Source organism: Myxosarcina sp. GI1 (assembly GCF_000756305.1).
Lineage (GTDB): Bacteria > Cyanobacteriota > Cyanobacteriia > Cyanobacteriales > Xenococcaceae > Myxosarcina.
Genome location: NZ_JRFE01000023.1, coordinates 50467 through 72688, shown reverse-complemented (window position 1 = coordinate 72688; position 22222 = coordinate 50467). Strand labels below are relative to the sequence as shown.

General features: G+C 40.8%; 15 protein-coding genes and 3 pseudogenes. 10 read left to right on the top strand and 8 right to left on the bottom strand.

The genetic code is table 11. The annotated features are described in order from the left end of the window. The first annotated feature begins 276 nt into the window (after nt 1-276). The 5 genes from KV40_RS17120 to KV40_RS17100 all read left to right on the top strand — a co-directional run bounded on the left by KV40_RS17120 (nt 277) and on the right by KV40_RS17100 (nt 6328). Entirely contained in the window at nt 277-2130 is a 1854-nt protein-coding gene (locus KV40_RS17120) for a bifunctional UDP-sugar hydrolase/5'-nucleotidase (RefSeq protein ID WP_052055716.1), read from the top strand. Between the two features lie 42 nt (nt 2131-2172). Further along, nucleotides 2173-2595: a hypothetical protein gene (locus tag KV40_RS17115; RefSeq protein WP_052055715.1), complete on the top strand. Its 423-nt coding sequence runs from the start codon at nt 2173-2175 to the stop codon at nt 2593-2595. Nucleotides 2596-2642: 47 nt separating this feature from the next. Then, nucleotides 2643-3764: a hypothetical protein gene (locus KV40_RS17110; protein WP_052055714.1), complete on the top strand. Its 1122-nt coding sequence runs from the start codon at nt 2643-2645 to the stop codon at nt 3762-3764. A 225-nt stretch (nt 3765-3989) separates the two neighbouring features. Further along, complete coding sequence (locus KV40_RS17105) at nt 3990-4628, top strand: DUF3887 domain-containing protein (protein ID WP_036484045.1); 639 nt, start codon at nt 3990-3992, stop codon at nt 4626-4628. A gap of 80 nt (nt 4629-4708) precedes the next feature. Continuing rightward, nucleotides 4709-6328: an IS1634 family transposase gene (locus KV40_RS17100; RefSeq protein ID WP_036484208.1), complete on the top strand. Its 1620-nt coding sequence runs from the start codon at nt 4709-4711 to the stop codon at nt 6326-6328. A gap of 364 nt (nt 6329-6692) precedes the next feature. Here the strand turns inward: KV40_RS17100 and KV40_RS35005 are convergent. The 6 genes and pseudogenes from KV40_RS35005 to pipX form a co-directional block, all read right to left on the bottom strand. Continuing rightward, nucleotides 6693-6845 (bottom strand): annotated as a pseudogene (locus KV40_RS35005) (IS630 family transposase); the annotation flags it as partial. A gap of 279 nt (nt 6846-7124) precedes the next feature. Then, nucleotides 7125-7823 carry a response regulator transcription factor gene (locus KV40_RS17090; RefSeq protein WP_036484041.1) on the bottom strand — a complete coding sequence of 233 codons (699 nt, stop codon included), beginning with the start codon at nt 7821-7823 and terminating at the stop codon, nt 7125-7127. 206 nt (nt 7824-8029) lie between these two features. Next, nucleotides 8030-8833 (bottom strand): pyrroline-5-carboxylate reductase, encoded by an 804-nt coding sequence (gene proC, locus KV40_RS17085; protein WP_036484038.1) that lies wholly within the window; start codon nt 8831-8833, stop codon nt 8030-8032. A gap of 15 nt (nt 8834-8848) precedes the next feature. Then, nucleotides 8849-9424, bottom strand: coding sequence for a cell division protein SepF (locus KV40_RS17080; protein WP_036484035.1), 576 nt, complete (start codon nt 9422-9424; stop codon nt 8849-8851). A gap of 379 nt (nt 9425-9803) precedes the next feature. Next, the gene (locus tag KV40_RS17075; protein ID WP_036484031.1) at nt 9804-10466 is read right to left on the bottom strand and encodes a YggS family pyridoxal phosphate-dependent enzyme; all 663 of its coding nucleotides are present in this window, start codon (nt 10464-10466) and stop codon (nt 9804-9806) included. Between the two features lie 8 nt (nt 10467-10474). Continuing rightward, complete coding sequence (gene pipX, locus KV40_RS17070; protein ID WP_036484028.1) at nt 10475-10750, bottom strand: transcriptional coactivator PipX; 276 nt, start codon at nt 10748-10750, stop codon at nt 10475-10477. 420 nt (nt 10751-11170) lie between these two features. Between pipX and KV40_RS17065 the strand changes: the two genes are divergently transcribed. Continuing rightward, on the top strand, nt 11171-13501 hold the full coding sequence (locus KV40_RS17065) for a ribonucleoside-diphosphate reductase subunit alpha (RefSeq protein ID WP_036484026.1): 2331 nt from the start codon (nt 11171-11173) through the stop codon (nt 13499-13501). 79 nt (nt 13502-13580) lie between these two features. After that, nucleotides 13581-14615, top strand: a complete 1035-nt coding sequence (locus tag KV40_RS17060; RefSeq protein WP_036484022.1) for a ribonucleotide-diphosphate reductase subunit beta — start codon at nt 13581-13583, stop codon at nt 14613-14615. A 62-nt stretch (nt 14616-14677) separates the two neighbouring features. Here KV40_RS17060 and KV40_RS17055 read toward each other — a convergent pair whose 3' ends face one another. Beyond that, nucleotides 14678-16048, bottom strand: a complete 1371-nt coding sequence (locus KV40_RS17055) for a hypothetical protein (RefSeq protein ID WP_036484021.1) — start codon at nt 16046-16048, stop codon at nt 14678-14680. An 868-nt stretch (nt 16049-16916) separates the two neighbouring features. Between KV40_RS17055 and KV40_RS36715 the strand changes: the two are divergent. The 3 genes and pseudogenes from KV40_RS36715 to KV40_RS17040 all read left to right on the top strand — a co-directional run. Further along, nucleotides 16917-17573: pseudogene (locus tag KV40_RS36715) on the top strand (reverse transcriptase N-terminal domain-containing protein); the annotation flags it as partial. 613 nt (nt 17574-18186) lie between these two features. Next, nucleotides 18187-19848, top strand: a complete 1662-nt coding sequence (gene ltrA, locus KV40_RS17045; protein WP_036476559.1) for a group II intron reverse transcriptase/maturase — start codon at nt 18187-18189, stop codon at nt 19846-19848. A 79-nt stretch (nt 19849-19927) separates the two neighbouring features. After that, the gene (locus KV40_RS17040; RefSeq protein WP_052055713.1) at nt 19928-20989 is read left to right on the top strand and encodes a group II intron maturase-specific domain-containing protein; all 1062 of its coding nucleotides are present in this window, start codon (nt 19928-19930) and stop codon (nt 20987-20989) included. Between the two features lie 145 nt (nt 20990-21134). On the opposite strand, the pseudogene KV40_RS17035 reads toward KV40_RS17040, so the two are convergent. Beyond that, nucleotides 21135-22139: pseudogene (locus KV40_RS17035) on the bottom strand (LL-diaminopimelate aminotransferase); the annotation flags it as partial. Between the last annotated feature and the right edge of the window lie 83 nt (nt 22140-22222).

Sequence of the window (22222 nt, the reverse complement as noted above, 5' to 3'; positions counted from 1 at the left end):
AAACTTGCATAGATGACAGAATACCTCTAAGAAATAAGAAAGTCGTAACTAAATATAAATATCTATATAACAATCGATAATAATTCAGTCTTTACAACTCCCTTATAAGTTGTTATTTCACTCTTACTTCTTCGTGTTAATCTCTTCCGATAGCTGCATATCAGCCTGCACTTTAAAATTGCCCCCTATCTCCAAAATGGATTTAGCAAGTTCTTTATCCTTGTAATAGTTGATTTGCCAATGACGACTCGACGGACTTTCGTGGGAAACAGTTTAATGTTTAGCACTGCTCTCATCAACTTTAATGCGCTTAAAGCGATCGCCCAAACACATGGTAAGCAGATCTTCTCAATTCTTCATACCAACGATATGCACTCCAATGTAGTAGGTGTCGGTCCCTTGCAAGACTATACACCTCTCAGTTTAGGAGATGACCAGACCAAAGGCGGATATTCTCGATTAGGCGCTTTAATTACCGAACGCAAAGCGGAACTGAAGCAGCTAGGACCAGTGCTGGTGTTGGATGCTGGAGATTTCAGCATGGGAACTGCCGTAGCTGCCGCCTGTCGGGAACTAGGTGCCGAACTCCAGCTAATGGGGCGTATGGGCTACGATGCCACTACCTTTGGCAATCATGAATTCGATCTCGGTCCTGATGGTCTGGGAAAAGCGATCGAACAGTCAACAATGGCAGGGACAATACCAGCAGTATTAGCAGCCAATAGTGATTTTAGTGTTGACTCCGAGCGTCTGAAAGTCCTTCAAGAATTAGCTAAAGCTGGTACAATCGAACCATATAAAATCATCGAACGGGGTGGTATTCGGTTTGGTTTGTTGGGTTTGATTGGTTACGATGCTTTTCGATACGCTATCGATCCTGGCGGGGTGGTTTTTGCAGATCCAATTGAAACGGCTAAATCCCTAGCTCAAAAACTCAAACAAGAAGAACGAGTCGATATAGCGATCGCCCTGCATCACGGAGGGGTGTCTAAAGGTTCGAGCGGCAAGTTCGATGCCGGGGAAGACATTAACCTCTTAAAAACCATACCAGAGCTAGATTTGGTGATTGGCGGTCATACTCATACCGAGTTGCACGAGCCGTTATTAGTCGATAATCGTCCAGTAGTACAGACGGGTAAATACGGTGAAAATCTAGGCGAACTAATACTCAGTCTCGAAAACGGTCGAGTTCAGGTCGAATCTTATCGGTTAATTCCTATCGACGATCGCATTAAGGGAGATGAGAACATTCAAGCTCAGGTTGAGAACTTTTTACGCAAATCTGGAACAGCTGTCTTTGCTTCTAGGGGGTATAAAACTAAGCAACCGCTGGTGGTAGTTTCGGAAGATTGGCCAATGAATTATCCCGATATTGAATCGGGAACTCCGTTAGCGAATGTTGTCTCGGATGCTTTACGCCAAGCTACAGGTAGTCAGATAGCTCTAACCGCCAACGGTCTAATTCGGGCCGGTTTAATTAAAGGTAACAGTGGTGGAGTCCAAACAGTTTACGATGTGTTTGCTATCGCCCCACTGGGGGGTGGCGTTGTCGATCCGACGGCAGGAAGTGCTTTATTAAAAGGTTATTTTACAGCAGCGGAATTGAAAAATATCCTGGAATTTTTCCTGGTAGATGACCCCCACCATCCTGGGGAATATTTTCCCAGAGTATCGGGCTTGAGGTTTTATTATGACCCCAATCGTCCTCGCTTTGACCGAGTAACAGCACTGGAATTGGGCAACATCGATGACGGCTATCAAGAGATCGCTCTAGATTTTCCTACACTATACAGCTTTACCACTAGTCTGTTTGGCGGAACGATTATTGCAGCTATCCCCAAACTTAGCAAGGGTGCGTTGCCGCTACAACCTAAAAAAGCCGATGGCACGCCTATTAATACTCGTACGGACGCGGTTGCCGACCCAAGAGAATCTACCAGTCCTTATGTGTTACCTGCTAATGCTAACTTAGATAACTCTATGGCAGCGACTGATAATGCAAACAAAGAAATTAAAGAATGGCAGGCAATTATGGATTATTTTGTAGGCTTACCATTAAAAAACGCTGCGGGAATTTCTATTTTAGAAAAAAATGAGCGGACTAGGGAAGTTCGCGCTATCAAAATTTAAGTGAGCGGTTGAGATCGCCGTCATTAGTATAAATCTCTAATTATGAAAATTATTTTGGCAAATTTGGCAAGCGAACTCGTCACCCGTATTGATGGTCCTTTGCACTTTCGCTTTTTCCTCCAGCCAATTATGGCAACTTTGTTTGCCTTCCGCGATGGTCGCGCAGATGCCAGGGAAGATCGAGATCCCTACGGTTGGACGATTTTAACTAACCCAGAACATCGCCGCTTTTTACTCAAAGATGGCTGGAAAGGAATTTCCAAAGTTTTTATTCTCGCTTTAGTACTAGACTCGATCTACCAATTTATCGCCTTGCGATCGCTAAATCTGGTGACTGCTCTCATTGTTGCTTGTCTTCTTTCTATAGTCCCTTACGTATTATTACGAGGTCCATTTAACCGAATAATTAGTTTAAAAAGCATAAATAAAGAAGATATTCAGGCAAAAACGTTTGGCAAGAAATAATTTTTTCAGCTTTATATCAGTCAGGTAGCTTAAAGGAGTTTTTAAACGTGGTTAGAGGAGTTCATCCATTTTCTTTAAAATTTTCGGTTGCTTTTATATTGTTAAGCAGTTTATTAGAACCAGCGATCGCTAACGAAGCAGTACAGTCTGAACGGCAAAATCTTATCTCGTTGGAGCAAGATTTAAATTCAGTAACTAGTTTTGCGAAACTACCACAGTTTTTGACAGACACCAAAGAATACACTATTGATGATACTAGTTTTTTAATACTAGAAAAAGATCTACCAAAACAAAACACACCTACAAACACTAATGCCAACGATCTTTTACCTGTTTTTCTAGAAACTAAATCTGACTTCCCTAACGAGACTTTAGTTCAAAGACGATCCCCAGAAGCAATTGCCCAATCAAATTTAGATGCTGATGAGGATAACGATGGTGGAGATACAGACTTGCGATCGCAGTCTCAAAACCCCGTAGCAAATTTGATCAGTTTACCCTTTCAAAATAATACTGACTTTGGTGTGGGGGAATTCGATCGCACTCGGAACACTCTTAATATCCAGCCCGTTATCCCTTCTTCCCTAAATGAAAACCTATTGCTAATTAGTCGTGTAATTCTTCCTATAGTTTATCAACCGCAGTTGTCATCAGGTGGAGATGACGCATTTGGTCTGGGCGATCTCAACCCGACTTTCTTTTTCTCTCCCAAAAATTCCAGTAATATAACCTGGGGCGTAGGTCCATCTTTGATAATCCCTACGGCAACAGATGATGTTTTGGGTACGGGCAAGTGGTCGATAGGACCTAGTGCTGTAGTTGTGGTGACCAAAGATAATCTGGTTTTCGGCGGACTTGTCAACCAAGTTTTCTCTTTTGCAGGCGACTCAGACCGTGAAGATATAAGTCAGTTTTTGCTGCAACCATTCTTTAACTATAATTTGCCCAATGGGTGGTATCTCGTTAGTTCGCCAATTATTACAGCTAATTGGGAAGCCTCATCTGACGATACGTGGACTGTACCTATTGGGGGAGGTTTCGGCAGAGTTTTTGCCATTGGCAAGCAACCAGTTAATGCAACTCTTCAAGGTTATTGGAATGCTGCTAAACCAGATGGAGGTGCTGATTGGACTTTGCGAACTCAATTTCAACTCTTGTTCCCTCAGTAAATAAGTAGCTAGGCAAAATAATCTATTAAACCCTACTACTTGAATTTTCCTTTGTTCCCCGTTCCCTGTTCCCTGTTCCCTGCCAAAACTATTTTCTATTTGATTACGCCCACTTACTTAGCTTTTCGGATAATTTTGTTTTACATATTGCTGCTAGACAAGTCGATACTAAAGCCAGAGCTAATGTGATTGTTAGTAGACAAAAGACGCAAATCATCGATCATTATGAACTATAAAATACAAAGACTACTTTACTTTTCTGTCTGCCTAGTGCTGTTTGGAACGACTGCAAACAGAGCGATTTCAACTCCCCGACAAACAAAGATGGTCGCACAAGTTTCTCAATCTGACAATGCTCAGTCCGACCAGCTAACTGGTGCTAGAGAAGTCACGCAAAACTTTTTTGACTCTCTAATTGCAGGCGAATTCGATGAAGCCAGAGAGTATACAAGCACTAGTTTAAAAGAATACTTGTCTGCAACAGATTTAGAGCGATCTTGGCAACAAGTAGTAAATGACATGGGTGCTTTCGTCAAATACAGAAGAATTCGTCCGACAGAAGTATTTGATACCTATAAAGTTTTGGTAACTGCCAATTTTGAAAATGTTATCTCTGATTTTGTGGTTACTTTGAATGGCGATCGCCAAATTACTGCTGTTGACTTCCTTTGGATTCGCAATATTCAGGACAATGCAGAAGAGTTTGTCGATGCTGTGAGTAATGGTAACTATGGAGTAGCAAGAGGATACTTGGCTGCCGATTTAAAAGAGACTATTTTGCCCGAAACTATCGAGCAACGGTGGATGGAGATTTTAGCAACAACAGGTTCTTTCAACCGACATTCCGCAGAAATAAAAAAATAACTGAATAATTATCGGAAGAATCAAGTCTGGATATCAAATCAAGTTAAATTAAAGAAAAAGTTGATGGTATGTTAAAAATCATGACACCATCAACAGCAGAAGTAAAAGTTAAAGACCTAAATCACTGTGGAATAATCGCAGGAATAATTGATGAAATTGGGCTAGTAGAGGAAATAGACAAAATTATCGCTTCTCATGGCAACCAAAAAGTAACAACAGGGCAAGCAGTGAAAGCCATGATTATCAATGGCTTGGGCATGATTAGCTCTCCATTATATCTGTTCCCAAAATTCTTTGAGGGTAAAGCTACAGAACATTTACTGGGGGAAGGAATATTACCAGAACATCTTAATGACGATTGCCTTGGTAGAGCCTTGGATAAATTGTACCAAGAGGGAGTAACCAAAGTATTTGTAACAGTAGCATTGACCGCAGCCCAGAAGATGGGAGTCAAGCTCAACAGTTTACATCTTGATTCGAGTTCATTTCATGTCGATGGAGAATATCTTGAAACAGAAGAAATAGACCCAGAGCCAGGAAGAATTAGAATCAAATACGGCTATTCGAGAGATCATCGACCAGACTTAAAGCAATTTATTATCGATCTGATGTGCAGTGGAGATGGAGATGTACCTTTGTACCTCAGAGTTGCAGATGGCAATGAAGCAGACAAAAGTGTTTTCCCAAAGCTAATTCAACAATTCAAACGGGAATGGAATCTAGATACATTATTCGTAGCCGATGCGGCTCTTTATAGCGCGGATAACCTTCAGCAAATCCAGTCTTTACAATGGCTTTCACGAGTACCTGCAACAGTTAAAGAAACTACTACTTTACTGACATTGCCCGATGAATTGTTTGACCATAGCACTATAGATGGATACCTGATTGCTGAATGTGGTAGCTATTACGGGAGTGTAAAACAACGTTGGTTAATCGTTGAAAGCAAGAAACGAAAACAATCAGACCTTCATCAATTGTCCAAGCGTCTAACAACAAAGAAAAATCAAGCTCAAACTCAATTAAAGCAATTATGCCGACAAAAATTTGCCTGTCAGCCTGATGCGGAAAAGGCAGTACAAAATCTGAGAAAAAAACTAAGATTTTATCAACTTGATGATGTGAAACTAATTCCACATTTTAGTCACGGCAAATCTGGTAGACCCCCTCAAAATCAACTCCCAACTCAGGTTCATTACCAAATTGATGCTAGTTTGATTCCTAATCTAAATGCTATTGCTCTAGAAGAACGAAAAGCAGGAAGATTTATTCTGGCAACTAATGTCTTGGACAAACATCAGTTGAGCAATGACCAATTGTTGATTGAGTATAAAGCACAACAATCTACTGAGCGAGGTTTTCGATTTCTCAAAGAGCCTTTGTTCTTTACCAGTAGTGTTTTTCTTAAATCCCCAAAACGGATTGCTGCTTTGGCAATAGTTATGGGCTTATCTCTTTTAGTTTATAGTCTGGGTCAACGTGCTTTACGACTAGCTTTGGCAACCGCAGGGCAAACTATTCCTAATCAGTTGGGCAAACCGACTACTTCCCCTACTCTACGTTGGGTTTTTCAATGCTTTATGTCGGTTCATCTTGTTTCCTTCGGTGGAGTCAAACAAATTAGTAATCTTACTAGTGAACGAAGTCACATTCTTCAGTTTTTTAATTCCTATTGTCGTCAATATTATCTGCTCTCTTAAACTTTTCTGCGGAATGTCGGTTTCAAGCAACGTACGAGTACTCAAGTAGCGAACAGTTCTTCTGGTTCTGATGTCGTGCTGGTAGATCTTGAGTTCGAAAGAGAGAGTAGAAGCTTTATGATTATTTTCGATCCGTTAGGAAAAATTGTCGGGGTTGATTTCCCAGAGTCGCAAGAGTAAAGAGTAAATTTCTCCGATCGCAGCTTTCATAGCCAAATCGTGTTCGATATCGTTCAAATCAGGAGAATATTTTGGCAGAAATATTATTTAATGCACCGTCGCTTCGAGTAATTATTTGATGACATTTTTTCGATACACAGCACTTGCTGTGTCCAGAAGCAAAGCTTCTGGGACGAACAAAGTTCGTCGGTGCATTATCCATGATTAATACTGATGGTTTGGTTGACGATGGCAGTAAATATCTACTTAAGAACCCTTCAAACCCTTCGGCATTCAGACTGCCTGTAAAAAACATTGGTACGATTAAATCTTTTTTTCCTTTTCTTCTGGCTGCTACGCAGGCGCATTCGCGCCAAGCCTCGCCGAACAGGGGCTTACGCCCCAAGCAAGCTTCGCTTGCGGGCAGCTTTGCTGCCGTACTTGAGCCGCTAGGCTCTGCTTTTCCCAAACCCCTGTTTTACCTTTATTCTTTAATATATTTCGGCAAAATAAAACTTTAAAAGCTATGAAAACAAATCCAAAATGCTAACGAAAAAAGCTTGTTTCACCAATCTGATTGGCAAAGAAATGCTTTAAAAATTGGCAAAAACAGACTTTAAATAACAAAGAAGGTTAGTTAAGAATCAACTTCAAACTTATAGCCTACACCTCTAACTGTCTGAATATAGCAAGGTTCGGCAAGATCGGTTTCGATTTTTTTGCGAATTTGACCGATATGCACGTCCACTACTCGCTGATCGCCTACATACTCATAATCCCAAACGTTTTGAATTAATTCTTCTCTGCGCCAAACTCGCCCTGGGCGAGTAGCTAGAAAATGCAGTAGATCGAACTCTAAGGCAGTAAGCCCGATAAGACGTTCGTTAATTTTCACTTCGCGACGTACGGGATTGATTTCCAAATCTTTGAAGATAAGGGGCTGTTTTTCGGAAGTTGTAACCGTTCGCTGACGCTTTAAAATTGCTTTGACGCGATATTCTAATTCTAAAAGATCGAAAGGCTTGGTAAGATAATCGTCTGCTCCTTTAAGAAAACCTTCTTTTTTGTCAGCTGCATCAGAACGGCTGGTTAACATCAAAATAAATACGTCGGTACGACTCTGCATTTCTTCACACAAGTTGTATCCTAAAGCATCGGGCAAATTAACATCCAAAATCACCAAATCTGGATTGAATTGCTCGAATATTTTGAGTGCAGTTTCGCCATCTGCGGCAGACTCTAACTGATAGTTTTTCTGATTGAGAAAGCGAAAGATTAAATTGCGAATTGCGGGATCGTCGTCTACTACAAGGATTTTGGCAGAGTCCGTATGCATAATTTCAACTATAAAAACTAAAGATTTAATGAAGCCACAATAATTGGCAACTAAATATTGTATTCAGTCTTTTAGACAATTATCGGCGCATATTTCCAGAATGCCAACAATTTAGATTATATCGATCTACTCTTAGCTAACTATAGACTACGAAAAACCGAAAAAATTAAGATTGATTAAACTATAAAGTGTTTGCCACTTTAAGACTATTCACCTAGTTCTTTGGAGCGATCGCTGGCAGCTTTTACTGCTTCAATCAGTGCCGAGCGAAATCCTACACTTTCTAGCTCTGCTACTCCTGCAATTGTCGTGCCACCAGGGCTAGTTACTCGATCTTTTAATTCGGCAGGATGCATTTGAGATTCCTGAATTAGTTTGGCAGTACCCAAAACCGTTTGAATTGATAATTTCAGGGCGATCGCTCTTGGCAAACCTGCTGCTACTCCTCCATCGGCTAGAGCTTCAATAGCAATTGCGGCAAAAGCAGGACCAGAACCAGATAATCCCGTTACTGCATCCATTTGTGATTCTGGTATTTCTACTACATCACCGACTGCTTCTAACAAGGCTCTGGCTTGCTCGATGTGTGTTCTAGAAGCATGGGTTCCTGGAGCGAGTGCCGAAATTCCCGCTCCGACTAGAGCAGGAGTATTAGGCATCACTCTGATAACTGGTTTTTGAGGAAAAGCAGTTTCTAGTCTACTTAAAGGTATTCCCGCCAGAATAGAAATAATAATATTTTCTTTATGAGGAGCAAGATTGGCGATCGCCAAATCTAAAACCTGTGGCTTGACTGCAAGCAGCAAAATCTCTGAAGCTTTAGCCGCTTCGTGATTAACAGATGTTACTTTTATGCCAAGCTGCTGTAAATGTTCGCGACGCTGTTGTTGGGGTTCGCTAACTAAGATTCGCTCTGCTGGATAAATTTTTTGTGCGACAAGGCGGGACAATATAGCTTCTGCCATTACCCCGCCACCAATAATACCAAGACGGATACTACTAGATGTCATATACGATCGAATTGCTTACTGAGCTACCGCGCTCGCTTCTCCCCAAGCTTCGGGAACGGGCGCAGGGCGGCGAACGTGTGTTTCGGGATTGTGTACGTCGTGAATTACTCCTGTAAGACTGCTAACTTTAACGCAGCTAGGAGTAAACAAGAAAATGCTTTCTCCTACTCGTTCCTGATGGCCATCCATAGCATAAGTACCACCAGCTACAAAGTCTACTGCTCTTTGTGCTTGTTCGGGATTCATCATGTTTAGGTTGAGCACGACGGATTTGCGTTCTCTCAATGCTTGAATTACCTGGGGCATTTCCTCAAAAGATTGAGGTTCGATAACAACTACTTCTGAATTGCTATTGGCTATTCCTGGCATTCCAATTACTTTGTTGTTCATTTTTCCTTCTTTTCCTACAGAAAATTTACGACTACTTTGAGATACTGTTGAGGTGCTGACTTCTGGATGCTCTGATTCTGAATTTGAAAAAACAGAAGTGTTTTCTACTTCATCATCATACGGTGGGTCAATTACTTGGTATTCTGTTCCTTCACCATGGTCTATACCCAAAATATCTTCTAAAATTCCTCGAATACCCATTTTTCAAACTCCTATTAATTTACGACTTCAATGGTGGTTGGTGAAATATCTCTTGACTAATTGTCTAATTCGGAGCGAGATAAAAGTCTATTAAAACAACAAACTGTCAAATATTTGTCATTAATATTACTTACTGCCAACGAATTACACAAGTAAAATTTAAAACGATTAGTTATTACTGTTTGGTTATTTGGCTGAAAACAATAATAGATAACTGCATCGTCCAAACGTAAGATATTAAGTTTTGGCGATTCAATTCTACTTTAGAAAGCTTTATTTGTACAGATTTGTACAAACCTTTTGCGCCAATAATTTTACTTTTTTTAATAATTGCTGATTCTCTGAGATTTTAAGCAACAGCAGCTTAAAAAATTTAAACTTAGTTCGGACGTTCGCCAAAAATCCCCCTTCCCAGACGAATCATTGTCGCTCCTGCCTTTACTGCTAGTAAATAATCATCAGACATTCCCATCGATAGCTCTTGCATTTTTAGAGAACTCCAGTTTTGTTTTTCTATATCTCGGGCAACTTCTCGAACTCCTTGAAAAGCATCTAATGTTTGTTCGGAAGATAAACCCAGAGGCAAAATTGTCATTAAGCCTAATATATGCAAATTTTGACATTCATTTAGACGAGCTAAATCTGCTAACAACTCTGCTATGTGCCAGCCATATTTGTCAGGATCTGGTAACATTTTGACTTGTAGTAGAATTTTGGGCGATCGCGATAACTCCGCTGCCAATCGCTCCAATCTCATTGCTAATGCAAAACTATCTACAGAATGGATCCATTCAAAATTTTCTAAAACTTTTTTAGCTTTGTTTTTCTGAATGTGACCGATAAAGTGCCAGCAAATGTCTGGTAAATCTTGAAGCTGCTGCTGTTTTGCTAATGCTTCCTGTAGGCGATTTTCACCAAAATCACGTACTCCTGCTTGATAAGCCTGGCGCATTCGTTCTACCGACACCTGTTTGGTAATAGCTACTAACTTAACGCGATCGCCAATTTGCTCTTCGATTTGACTAATTTGTCTGGCAATCATTAATAAAATTATTGGAAAGTACGTTGATATATTTCATAAAGCTGCTGGTATTCTTCGGATGAGGTGTTTCTCAGACGACGCAGACGGGTTTCTATTAATAATCGAGCATCAGAACGACTCATTGGTTCAAAAGTAAAGCGGTCTACTTTAATAGTTACTGTAAAAAACAAACGTTGAGCGTACAAAGTGGTGAAAATTTCCTGCTCTTCATCAAGAGCGCAGATTCTATAAAGCAGTCCGAAGGTTGGATGGTTTAAATAGGTTTCGTTCCTCTGAGTGTTCACTTATAAAATATTCTATAGATTTTTTAATAGTTATCGTTGCCATAATAAATTAGAAAAAGCTCCTAAAAGAGCCTCTCTGACAAAGTTACCATAGCTATCGACATTCTTGAGAAGTCTAGAGACAAAGAAATTTAAACTTATTATAAATTTAAATTTTTAGTTATTAAATTTGTTTGCTTTGCCTCAAAATGACTACCTAAGAAAACTTTGGCGCATTTTAGATGAGTTAAACTGGATGCTCTTCAAGCTCATGTATCAAATAATACCTTAATATGTTCACTTTATTTCGGTGCGCTTGCATTATTCAAATAAACCTATATGTAGAGTGATCGGAGCTATTTTTCTATTTAAAAACACTATATATATTGCTTTAGTTAGGTTATATTATAAATCCAGTCCGATCGATTCTTCTTCAGATATATGCAGCCAACTCTCTTTTCTACAGAACGTACATCTATTAAGGATGCTAAACAAACAACTCACAGCAGCACAGACAACGCGCATCTTTCTTCTTCAGAAAAAACTTTATCTTCCAATATTCAGGTTGTGAGACGAGATGGTACTCCAACTTCCTTAAACATTACTAAGATTCGTGCTGTTGCAGAATGGGCGTGTTTGGGAAAAGATGTCAATCCCATTACTTTAGAAGCTGGATTGACAACACGGTTGCGAAACGGTGTCACTACCAGAGAAATTCAAGATAATCTAATCGATTGCGCTCTATCGATGTGTAGTCCCTCAGAACCCGATTGGCGTTATGTGGCAGGAAGACTGCATATTTGGAGTCTGTGGAAAGATACTATTGTCAGTCGGGGTTATGGATATGGTAATTATCCCGCTACGGTTAAATTGCAGGTTAATGCCGATCGCTACGATAAGAAAATTTTAGTTTATTCCGAAGAAGAATTGGCTGTAGCTGGCTCCTGGATTAATCCTGAATGGGATAAAGATTACGATCTGGCAGGGGCGGTTTTGCTGATGAAACGCTATTTGCTCGACGACGAGCTGCCACAAGAAGCCTATTTAACTTGCGCTCTATTACTAGCGTCTGTAGAAAAACCAGAAAACCGACTGAGTGTCGCCAAGCAATTTTATGAAGCGATCGCCTCACGAAAAATTTCTCTGGCAACGCCAATTTTAGCTAACTTGAGAGTACCTAGCGGTTCTCTCAGTAGCTGCTTTATTACGGGCATGGATGACAATTTAGAAAGTATCTTTGCCGAAATTACCAACACCGCTAGAATTTCCAAAAACGGTGGTGGCGTAGGAGTTAACGTTTCTCGTATCCGCGCTACAGGTAGCTGGGTAATGGGTAAAGCCAACGCTTCGGGTGGTGTTATACCCTGGATCAAACTACTCAACGATACGGCGATCGCCGTCAATCAGGGAGGGCGTAGGGCTGGTGCGGTTACGGTTGGCGTAGATGTCTGGCATTTAGACGTACCCGAATTTTTAGAAATGCAGGCAGAAAATGGCGATCGTCGCCGTAAAGCCTACGACATTTTTCCCCAATTAGTAATTGTCGATGAATTTATGCGTCGGGTAGTCGAGCGAGAGCTTTGGACGTTGGTAGATCCTTACGAAGTCAGAATTAAATTAGGTATCGAACTGGCAGAACTTTGGGGCGATGAGTTTGAAGCAGCTTATAAAATAATTGAAGCCGAATTGGGTAATAAGATCGCTCTCTACAAACAGGTTGATGCTCGCGAACTTTTCAAGCACATTATGCGTTCTCAGGTAGAAACGGGAATGCCCTATCTAGCTTTTAAAGATACGATCAATCGTGCTAACCCCAACCAGCATGAGGGGTATATTCCAGGTGTCAATCTATGCTGTGAGAGCTTTAGCAATGTCAAACCAGGGGTAGAGGCACATTGTTGTAATCTAGTATCTCTCAATCTTGCCAACGTCGAAGAAGTAGATATTCCTCATATCTCCACTCTAGCGGTAAGAATTTTAGATAATACCATCGATCTAACTAACCCTCCTTTTTCAGCCAGTAAAACACACAACGATAAATACCGTACAATCGGAGTTGGCTGTATGGGTTTAGCCGACTGGTTGGCAAAACGCCATCTAACTTATACCAGCCTCACAGAAATTAGCGATTTGTTTGAAAACATAGCTCTTGCCTGTACCACAGCTTCAATGGAGTTAGCGCGAGAACGAGGTGCGTATGCTGCCTTTGCTGGTAGCGAGTGGAGTAAGGGTAAATTAATCGGAGCCAAGCCGATAGAATGGTTTTTGACTAATTCCAAACAACCAGAACGTTGGGTAGATTTAGCGGCAAATATTCAAAAATACGGGATTCGTAATTCTCATATTACTGCGATCGCCCCTAATACATCATCTTCTCTGGTTCAAGGATGTACCGCCAGCATCCTGCCAGTTTATAGTAAATTCTTTTATGATAAATGGGCAAAAGGCACCGTTCCCATCGCACCGCCTTTTATTAGCGATCGCTTTTGGTACTATCACGAAAATAAAAGTTTAGATCAAAAAATTGTCGTTAAAGCCGTTGCTACCATGCAGCAGTGGATCGATACGGGAATTTCTATGGAACTGCTATTTAATCTCAACCAGGGAGTTTACTTTCCTGAAGAACCAGAAAGAGCGATTAAAGCTAAGGATATATTCGATACTTTAGTAATGGCTTGGCAAGAAGGTTGTAAAGCTATCTACTATATACGCACCGTTCAAAAAGACGATTTTAAAGAGTCTAATGATGCGTGTGTAGCGTGCGCGAATTAACACCTCGACTACGCTCGGTATTAAAGCTGAGCGTAGTCGAAGCTTTAAAGTAAAACTATGACCGAGGAGTATAAATAATATGTTAGCCAATCCAATTTTTAATCCTAGTGGTGACGATCGCGTAGAAAATCGTTCGATCTGGTTTGGTAATACCACTAACTTAATGCAGTTAAATGATGTGCGTTACTCTTGGGCAATTGGTTTGTACCAACAGATGCGAGAGAACTTTTGGATTCCCCAAAAGTTGGACTTGACCCAAGATGTTACCGACTACTGGAATTTGACCACAGAAGAACGCCGCGCTTATGACGGTATTTTGAGTTATTTAACCTTTTTAGATTCAGTACAAACCTGTAACATTCCCCATCTTAAAAGCTGCATTACCGCACCAGAAATTAGCCTGTGTATGGCGGAACAAATGTCACAGGAAGGAATGCACAATCAAAGCTATCAATATATTATCGAAACCGTCATTCCCAGCGATCGCAGACATTTAGTTTATGATTTTTGGCGTACTGACAAGGTATTAGCAGACCGCTGTGAATTTATCGCTAAAATCTATCAAGAATATGTCGATAATCCTACACCAGAAAATTACTTTGTTTCTTTACTAGCCGACTATTTATTAGAAGGAATATATTTCTACAACGGTTTCATTTTCTTCTACAATTTAGCATCGAGAATGCTAATGCCAGGTAGCGCGGATATTTTTAAAATGATCAACCGCGATGAACTATCTCACGTGCGACTCTACCAGAAGTTGTTGCCTGAAGCGATGCAGCAATTTCCGCATTCAGTCGAACAAATTTACACGATGTTCGATACGGCAGTGCAACATGAATGTCGCTGGACGGATCATATTGTCGGCGATAATATTTTGGGCATTACCACAGCCAGTACCGAACAGTATACTAAGTATCTGGCGAATTTACGCGCCAAAGCGATCGGTTTAGAACCGCTGTACACAGAAGAGAAGTATCAGAAAAGTCCCTACAAACATTTAGAACGTTTTTCCGATACTAAAAAAGCAGGACATACTAAGGCGAATTTCTTTGAAGCAGGCGTGACTAGCTATGTAATGTCATCGGGCGTTAGTGGTTGGGATGAAATTTAGCAAGCCGAAGGCTAAGGCTCGGTTCCCATTCCTACGGAGAAGGCTGAGTCTGACACCTTACTTTAATTATCGATAACAATTTCGAGAAATATCGGGCGATCGCTCACTGCAACTTCTAAAGAGTTTTCGCCTGTAACTTGCTTAATGGCATTTCTTTGCTGTAGGGGATCGTAAAAATTTACTTCCCTGACATCTTCATCAATAAATAGCTGTAAGTTTACGGGTTCTACCGCAATGTCCTGTAGCCGAACGCGATCGTATGAATCGACTTCTTGCCACAGTGCCAGATAAAATCTACCATCTTGTTTTTGCAATAGAGTGTGTCTGACATTGGCTGTATTTCCCGATAGGTTAAAGCCAAGTTTATTGTTTATTGGTTCGGTACTAGTAGTATTGTCTTCGCTGAGTATGGCGATCGCATTACGCAAGGCAATAAAGCTTGGTTTGCGCGAACCATCATTACGCAATAGTCCCCAGTGATTTTTTGTTTCGCTTAAAGACGGGTCTGGATTTTTGTCGATAAGTTCGTAAATATAGGTACGCTCGATGTTTCTGTTGAAATAGTTTAAAAACAGGCGATTGATATACTTTCCTGCTGCTGCTTCAGAAACACCAGTACCAGCCGACTTTTCATCATTATGATTTTTACCTCTGACATAGATTGCATTGTGATAGCCAGTCTCTGTAGCAATAATTGGCTTATCCTCTCCACAAAATTCCAGAGCGTTGTTTAAAGCACCACCCATCGTATCCAATCCTCTAGTTGTCATACCGCGACCAGCAGGATAGCTATGAATATTATTTAGATCGCATTTTAGTTTACCAAGCATAGAGTATGCTTCAGTGATATTTTTGGTAAAAAATGATGGTGCTACTACCTTTATATCTTGAGTCTCTGAGTCTGAATTTATAGTTTCATAGAGCTTATTTTGAAATAACTCTAGACCTTCAGGATAAAATTTGCCTTGATATATTGGTTTACCTTTTCCTGTATTTTGACTACCATCTTGTTCGTTAGGACCTTCTACAGAGATTGCCATATCTCCCAAAGTTTTAAGATTTTTCATTAGGGCATCCAAAGTCATACCAGTCTGTGGTCTAGTAACCACATTGGCTTTAATCCCCATTGCCCCTAGCTCTTTCATGTGCTGAAAGTAAAATTTTTGTCCGCTAAGATCGGTTCTAATATGCTTTATACCTAATTCCTGAAGGCGAGGTTTGATAATTTCATCAAAATTTTGATTGTATGGTAGTCTGGCAAAACCAATATGAGTGGCAACACCAAGCGAGTCGAGATACTCTGCGACTGGTCTGGCTTGTTCTATGTTGGCGGGTTCTACTGGTTTTTCTTCAACTGGTTGGGCGTTTTCTGGGGTTTTACAACTATAGAAAATAACTAGCAAGGGAAGGATAAAAAGATATAACTTACGCATCAGTAGAAAATAATTGATCGATCGCGATCGACTCGTTTTTAAGCAGTGTTTTGTATATTAACTAATAGAAAGGTAAAGACTCGCTTAATATTTGCTTTTACTTCACTTTGCTCTTTTATATTTTGTACTCCTGCTTGTCCAGTCAACCCATCAATTGCACACTGGTAAATTGGTAAATGATTGGTGCGAACCGTTAGTCTGAAATGAGTATTTAATACTCAAGGATAGACTGCTAATTGTTAAGGAATATTACGAAAGTAATAAAAATTAATAATTAGACAACTTAAGGTTCGTGATGGTGAGGTTAATAACCAAGTCCATCCCCCTAGATGCAAGGGTGAAAGCGCATCCCCATCAACTAAAGGTGGTAACTTTAATTGATGAAGCGGGATGTTAAAAGGTGGTAACTCAAAACCTGATTGAGAATCCCATCGAAGCAGCTAACTATGAGTAGGAGACGAACTTTCGTTTGAATCGTCGTAATACCAAACCAGCCAAAACAGGTTGTCAGGCTGGGAACAAAAGTTCACAAGGCTAAAGGATAAGCAGTCGATCTTTGCTTATCAAAAGAGAAACAGATCGATCCTTGTTTCTTGGCATCCAACTAACAGCCTTCGGCGAATAGAAAGACTCTAAAGTTAGAAACCAACGAATCTTAGGAACGGTATAACCCTCTTAAGGCTCTCAGCTTGGTCAAATAAGCTGAGTAGTAACCAGCGCAAGCCTTATCAGGGAAGGATAGAGTCAGAAGCGAATGCTTGGAGTAATGCCCAAGATATGCTGACGGACTCACGGTGAGATGAAAGATAAAGTCTGTAGTAAAAGTAAGGTCATGAACACGGCAAAACCGATGTATGAATAGAATACTATTCCCTGGCATCAGCTAGAGAAGAAAGTATTCAAGCTTCAAAAAAGAATTTATCAAGCTTCTGAACGTGGAGATGTCAAAGTAGTTCGCAGACTTCAAAAACTTCTGATTAGCTCATGGTCGAGCAAAGCAATCGCAGTTAGGAAAGTAACGCAGGATAATCAAGGGAAGAAAACGGCTGGAGTAGATGGTGTTAAATCACTAAAACCCAGAGAAAGAAGGGAATTGGTAGAAAATCTCAAGTTAGGCAATAAATCAAAGCCTACTCGAAGAATTTGGATACCAAAACCAGGAAAAACAGAAAAACGACCCTTGGGCATACCCACCATGAATGACAGGGCTAAACAAGCTCTGGTAAAAATGGCAATCGAGCCAGAATGGGAAGCCAAATTTGAACCTAATTCATACGGATTCAGACCTGGACGCTCATGCCACGACGCAATAGGAGCAATCTATTTAACGTTAAAGCAGAAAGCAAAATACGTCCTAGATGCAGATATATCTAAATGTTTTGACAAAATTGACCATCAAAAACTATTAGAGAAATTAAACGCATCCCCTACCATAAATAGACAAGTAAAAGCTTGGCTAAAAGCAGGGGTGATAGATAAAGGCGACCTATTTCCAACAAACGAAGGAACACCTCAAGGAGGTGTGTGTGCGCTGCGAAGCGTACTTTGGTAATGCTCAAGGAGAGTGAAAACTACCAAGAGATAGTACATTCCCTAATGTACTAAGGCTGACCCAGCAGGCAGGGGACAATGAGTAAAAACCTGTTTGAAGCCTGGGGAACAAGGGGCAAAATACTGGCACTCTGTTACAGTATGAGGCTTCGAGCCTGAATTTAACTATGGCTACGAAAGGAATCTTCGTCCGACGCTCCTACACCTTGGACACGCCGCTAAACAACAGAGATGGCGTGAGACATCAGGTAAGTCAATGTTGCACTCGTTTGACTGAAAAGAACTTTCGACGCGGTTCAAATTGCTCTAATTATAAGGGTACAAATTATCAACTGATGTCGGGGATACTAGGTCTGTATCCTTACGGAGTAAAGAAGAAGCCCACGGTTAAATGTAACCACTTACCGAAGTATGAACGTAGGAAGCGCAATAGCTGGTCTGGTCACAGACTGGGTTAACTGCAACTGAAGTAGTTATTGCGTGGCAGAGCCATCGTAGTAGTCCGAGCCAGAAAATAGTCTGGTACATGGCGAAGGATGGCAGTCATTGTTAGAGATACACATAGGAAGTAGAGAGGACTAAGAAGTATGTCCGATATCATCAAAACCCAACGTAGTCTCGCCATAAAAGCAAAGTTCCAGAAGGAACATCAATTTGACCATCTCTATCGGCTCATTTGCCGTCGAGATTGGATTGCCGATGTCCTAAAGACAATTCTCTCAAATAAAGGGTCTAAGACACCAGGAGTCGATGGAATAAGCAAAAAGGCTCTAGAATCAGAGGTAGCAAAGTCTAAATTTGTGAAAGAGCTTGAAAGCGAACTGCGTCAAAAACAGTTCCGCCCAATGCCCGTTCGTCGAATATACATTCCTAAGTCTAACGGTAAAACTCGCCCATTGGGTATTCCTACAATCAAAGACCGAGTAGTACAAATGCTTGTCAAAATGGTGTTAGAACCTATTTATGAAAGCGACTTCTTGAACTGCTCCAACGGTTTTCGACCAGGACGCAGAACACAGGACTGTATCGCCCGATTAGATAGCTACATCAACCGACGCAACAAATACTATTGGGTTATCGAAGGGGATATCAAAGGAGCATTTGACAGCATTCACCATCAAATATTGATAAAACTGCTGGCTCAAAGAATCTCTGATGAAAAGTTCTTAAAACTAATAGAACGATTTCTTGAAGCGGGAATTATGGAAGGTTGTTTGTTCAAACGCACCGAAACGGGAACACCGCAGGGTGCAATCTGCTCGCCAATTTTGGCGAACATCTACTTACATCAGCTAGACCTCTACTGGTGGAACAAATACGGCAATCTTCACCGCAAACAGAAAGAACGTCGTCGAATAAACCACATGGGAAACTGTGCGCTGATTCGATATGCTGATGATTGGCTACTACTTACCAACGGTGGGAAAGCAGAAGCCATCAGGCTAAAAGAAGAGTTTCAAGCCTTCCTCTGGAAAGAACTAAAGCTCGAACTTTCACCAGAAAAAACGCACATAACTCATGTAAATCAAGGTTTTGACTTTTTAGGTTTTCACGTTCAAAGATACGTAAAATCTAATGACCGACCTAAAATGCTGGTCACTCCAGCCCAGGAAAACATTAAAAAGTTGAAGCTCAAGATTAAAGAGATGACGCGACGCAAGTGGTTTCAAGATTCACCATTGCTCAAAATCTCAGCTTTAAACGCAGTACTCAGAGGATGGATTAATTACTATCGCCATACTAACACCAAGAAATTAGCCAAAGATCTAGACTTCTGGGTTAACGAAAGGCTGTTTCTCTGGTTAAGTAAACGGCATAAAGTATCCAAACGAAAAGTACTAGATAGATTCAAACTCCGTGAGAACGGGAAGAGATGGAACTTTGGTGTACTCAACGGGGATAATCACCTTTTTCTTTATAGGATGAGCGATTTACCCCTAAAGAAATACCGTTCTCGTTCACCAGAAAACCCTTATTTAGAAGGGTTTGGAACATTATCAGCAGCACAGCCAGAAATACCTTTATCCCAAATAATCTGGATGGGAAATGCCGAGAACGTCACATGGCGCGAACTCAAAGAGAAAATTAAAGCTGAGAGGGGCGCAAAATGCGAATGTTGTGGCGCACTAGGAAAACTAGACCTGCACCACATCATACCGCGCAAAAGCAAGGGTAAAGACACTGAAGATAATCTTCAGCTACTATGTCGCTCTTGTCATGCCTTAACACCCTCGTTTGGTCGGAGGTAACAATGATGGAAAGCCGTATGACGAGAAATTGTCACGTACGGTTTGGAGAGAGGTATGAAGAAACACATCAATCGCAAGATTGGAAAGTGCGCTTTGTGCCTACTCTATTTCCCCATTACTCGCCAATATCGCTTTACACGGTCTGGAAGACTTGATTAAAAAGTCGTTCCCACGTAGACAAGGTCGTAAAGACGGTAAGCGATGGGATAGCCCAACACCAAATATCATCCGCTATGCCGATGATTTTGTAGTCCTTCACAAGGAAATAGAAGTCATAGAACGTTGTAAGTCTCTAATAGAAACATGGCTAAAAGATATGGGACTAGAACTTAAACCAGAAAAAACTCGAATAAGTCACACTCTTGAAGAACATAAAGGAAACATAGGATTTGAGTTCCTCGGCTTCCACATCCAACAATACAAAGTTGGAAAATATAAATCAGGAGTGAATGGACACAAAATACCTCTGGGTTTCAAGACAAGAATAACACCATCTAAAAATAGTATTAAAAACCATCTAGTAAAGATTGAAGAGGTTATCGATAAACATCGAGCTTCTAAACCCGATAAAATAATCGGATTACTAAACCCAATCATTAGAGGATGGTGTAATTACTACAAAGGCGTTATTAGTAGTGAAACATTTAAACTTTTAGACCACCTAACATATCAAAAACTCAGAAGATGGGCTAAGAGAAGACATCCAAATAAAGGAAAAAAATGGGTGAAGAATAAATATTGGAAACCTATTGATAACCGTAATTGGATATTCTCCAACACCCACGAAGGCAAAATCACCTATAAATTGATAAATCACTCGGACACTAAAATAATCCGACATATCAAAGTAAGAGGAGTAAAATCTCCTTACGATGGGGATTTTGTATATTGGAGTCAAAGGTTAAGCGCATACCCTGAAACCCCTATCAGAGTAAGAATCTTACTCAAGAGGCAAAAGGCAAAATGCACGATATGTAAACTGTCATTCACAAACCAAGACATCTTAGAGGTAGACCATATCAAACCGATAAGCTTGGGTGGGAAAGACACATACAAAAACCTTCAACTACTACATCGACATTGCCACGACAATAAAAGCCGACAAGATTACCTTGAATGGCAGAAACAGAAGTATTCATGACAAGAATCATCTCATTGAGGAGCGCAGTGAGGGGAAACTCTCATGCTGCGTTCTGTAGTCGAGTTAGAGAGGCGACTCTCTAGCTTAGATAACAACTAGGAGCGATCGCGCTAAAATAGTTGGCGATCGCTACTGTTAGCCAGAATTAAACCTTAAAGTTTTTGGTAATTCGCTTCATTGCCTCATTGACATTGTCACGACTATTGAAAGCAGAAATCCGAAAATATCCTTCACCAGCAGCACCAAAACCAGAACCTGGAGTACCGACAACATTACAGGTGTGTAACAGCTTGTCAAAGAAGTCCCAGCTAGAAAGTTCGTTGGGAGTTTTTACCCATACATAAGGTGCATTAGTCCCGCCATAAACTTTAATTCCTGCTGCGGTTAGCTGTTCGCGAATAATTTTGGCATTTTCCAAATAGAACTGAACTAATTCTTTAGTCTGTTTTTGACCTGCTTCCGAATAAACTGCTTCCGCACCACGCTGAATGATGTAAGATACACCGTTAAACTTAGTAGCTTGACGGCGATTCCACAATTGCCACAGTTTGACATCAGAACCATCGCTAGCTTTACCAGTTAGTTCGGTAGGAACGACTGTCAAAGCACAGCGCGTACCTGTAAATCCAGCATTTTTAGAAAAAGAGCGAAATTCAATCGCGCAATCTTTAGCACCTTCTAGTTCATAAATTGAATGAGGCAAATTGGGATCGGTGATAAAGGCTTCGTAAGCCGCATCGAACAAAATTAAAGAGCCGTGTTCTCTGGCATAATCTACCCAGGCTTGCAAATGTTCTTTAGTAGCCGTCGCTCCAGTGGGGTTATTGGGAAAACAAAGATAGATTAAATCTACCTTGCGGTTGGGTATTTCTGCTGTAAAGTTATTTTCGGCAGTAATAGGTAGATAGACTAAACCTTCATATTCACCCTTATCGTTTACTTCTCCTGTATGCCCCGCCATGACGTTGGTATCGACATACACGGGATATACGGGGTCGGTTACGGCAATAGTATTATCTTTGCCAAAAATATCGAGAATGTTACCACAGTCGCATTTAGAACCGTCAGAGATAAAGATTTCTGCTGGATTTATCTCGCAACCCCGCGCTTGAAAATCGTGTTGGGCAATTTTGTCTCGCAACCACACATAGTTAAACTAAGCCACTTCGTCACCGAAGCGACTCGTCTTCAGAACCGTACGTGAGATTTTCATCTCATACGGCTCCTCTCTAA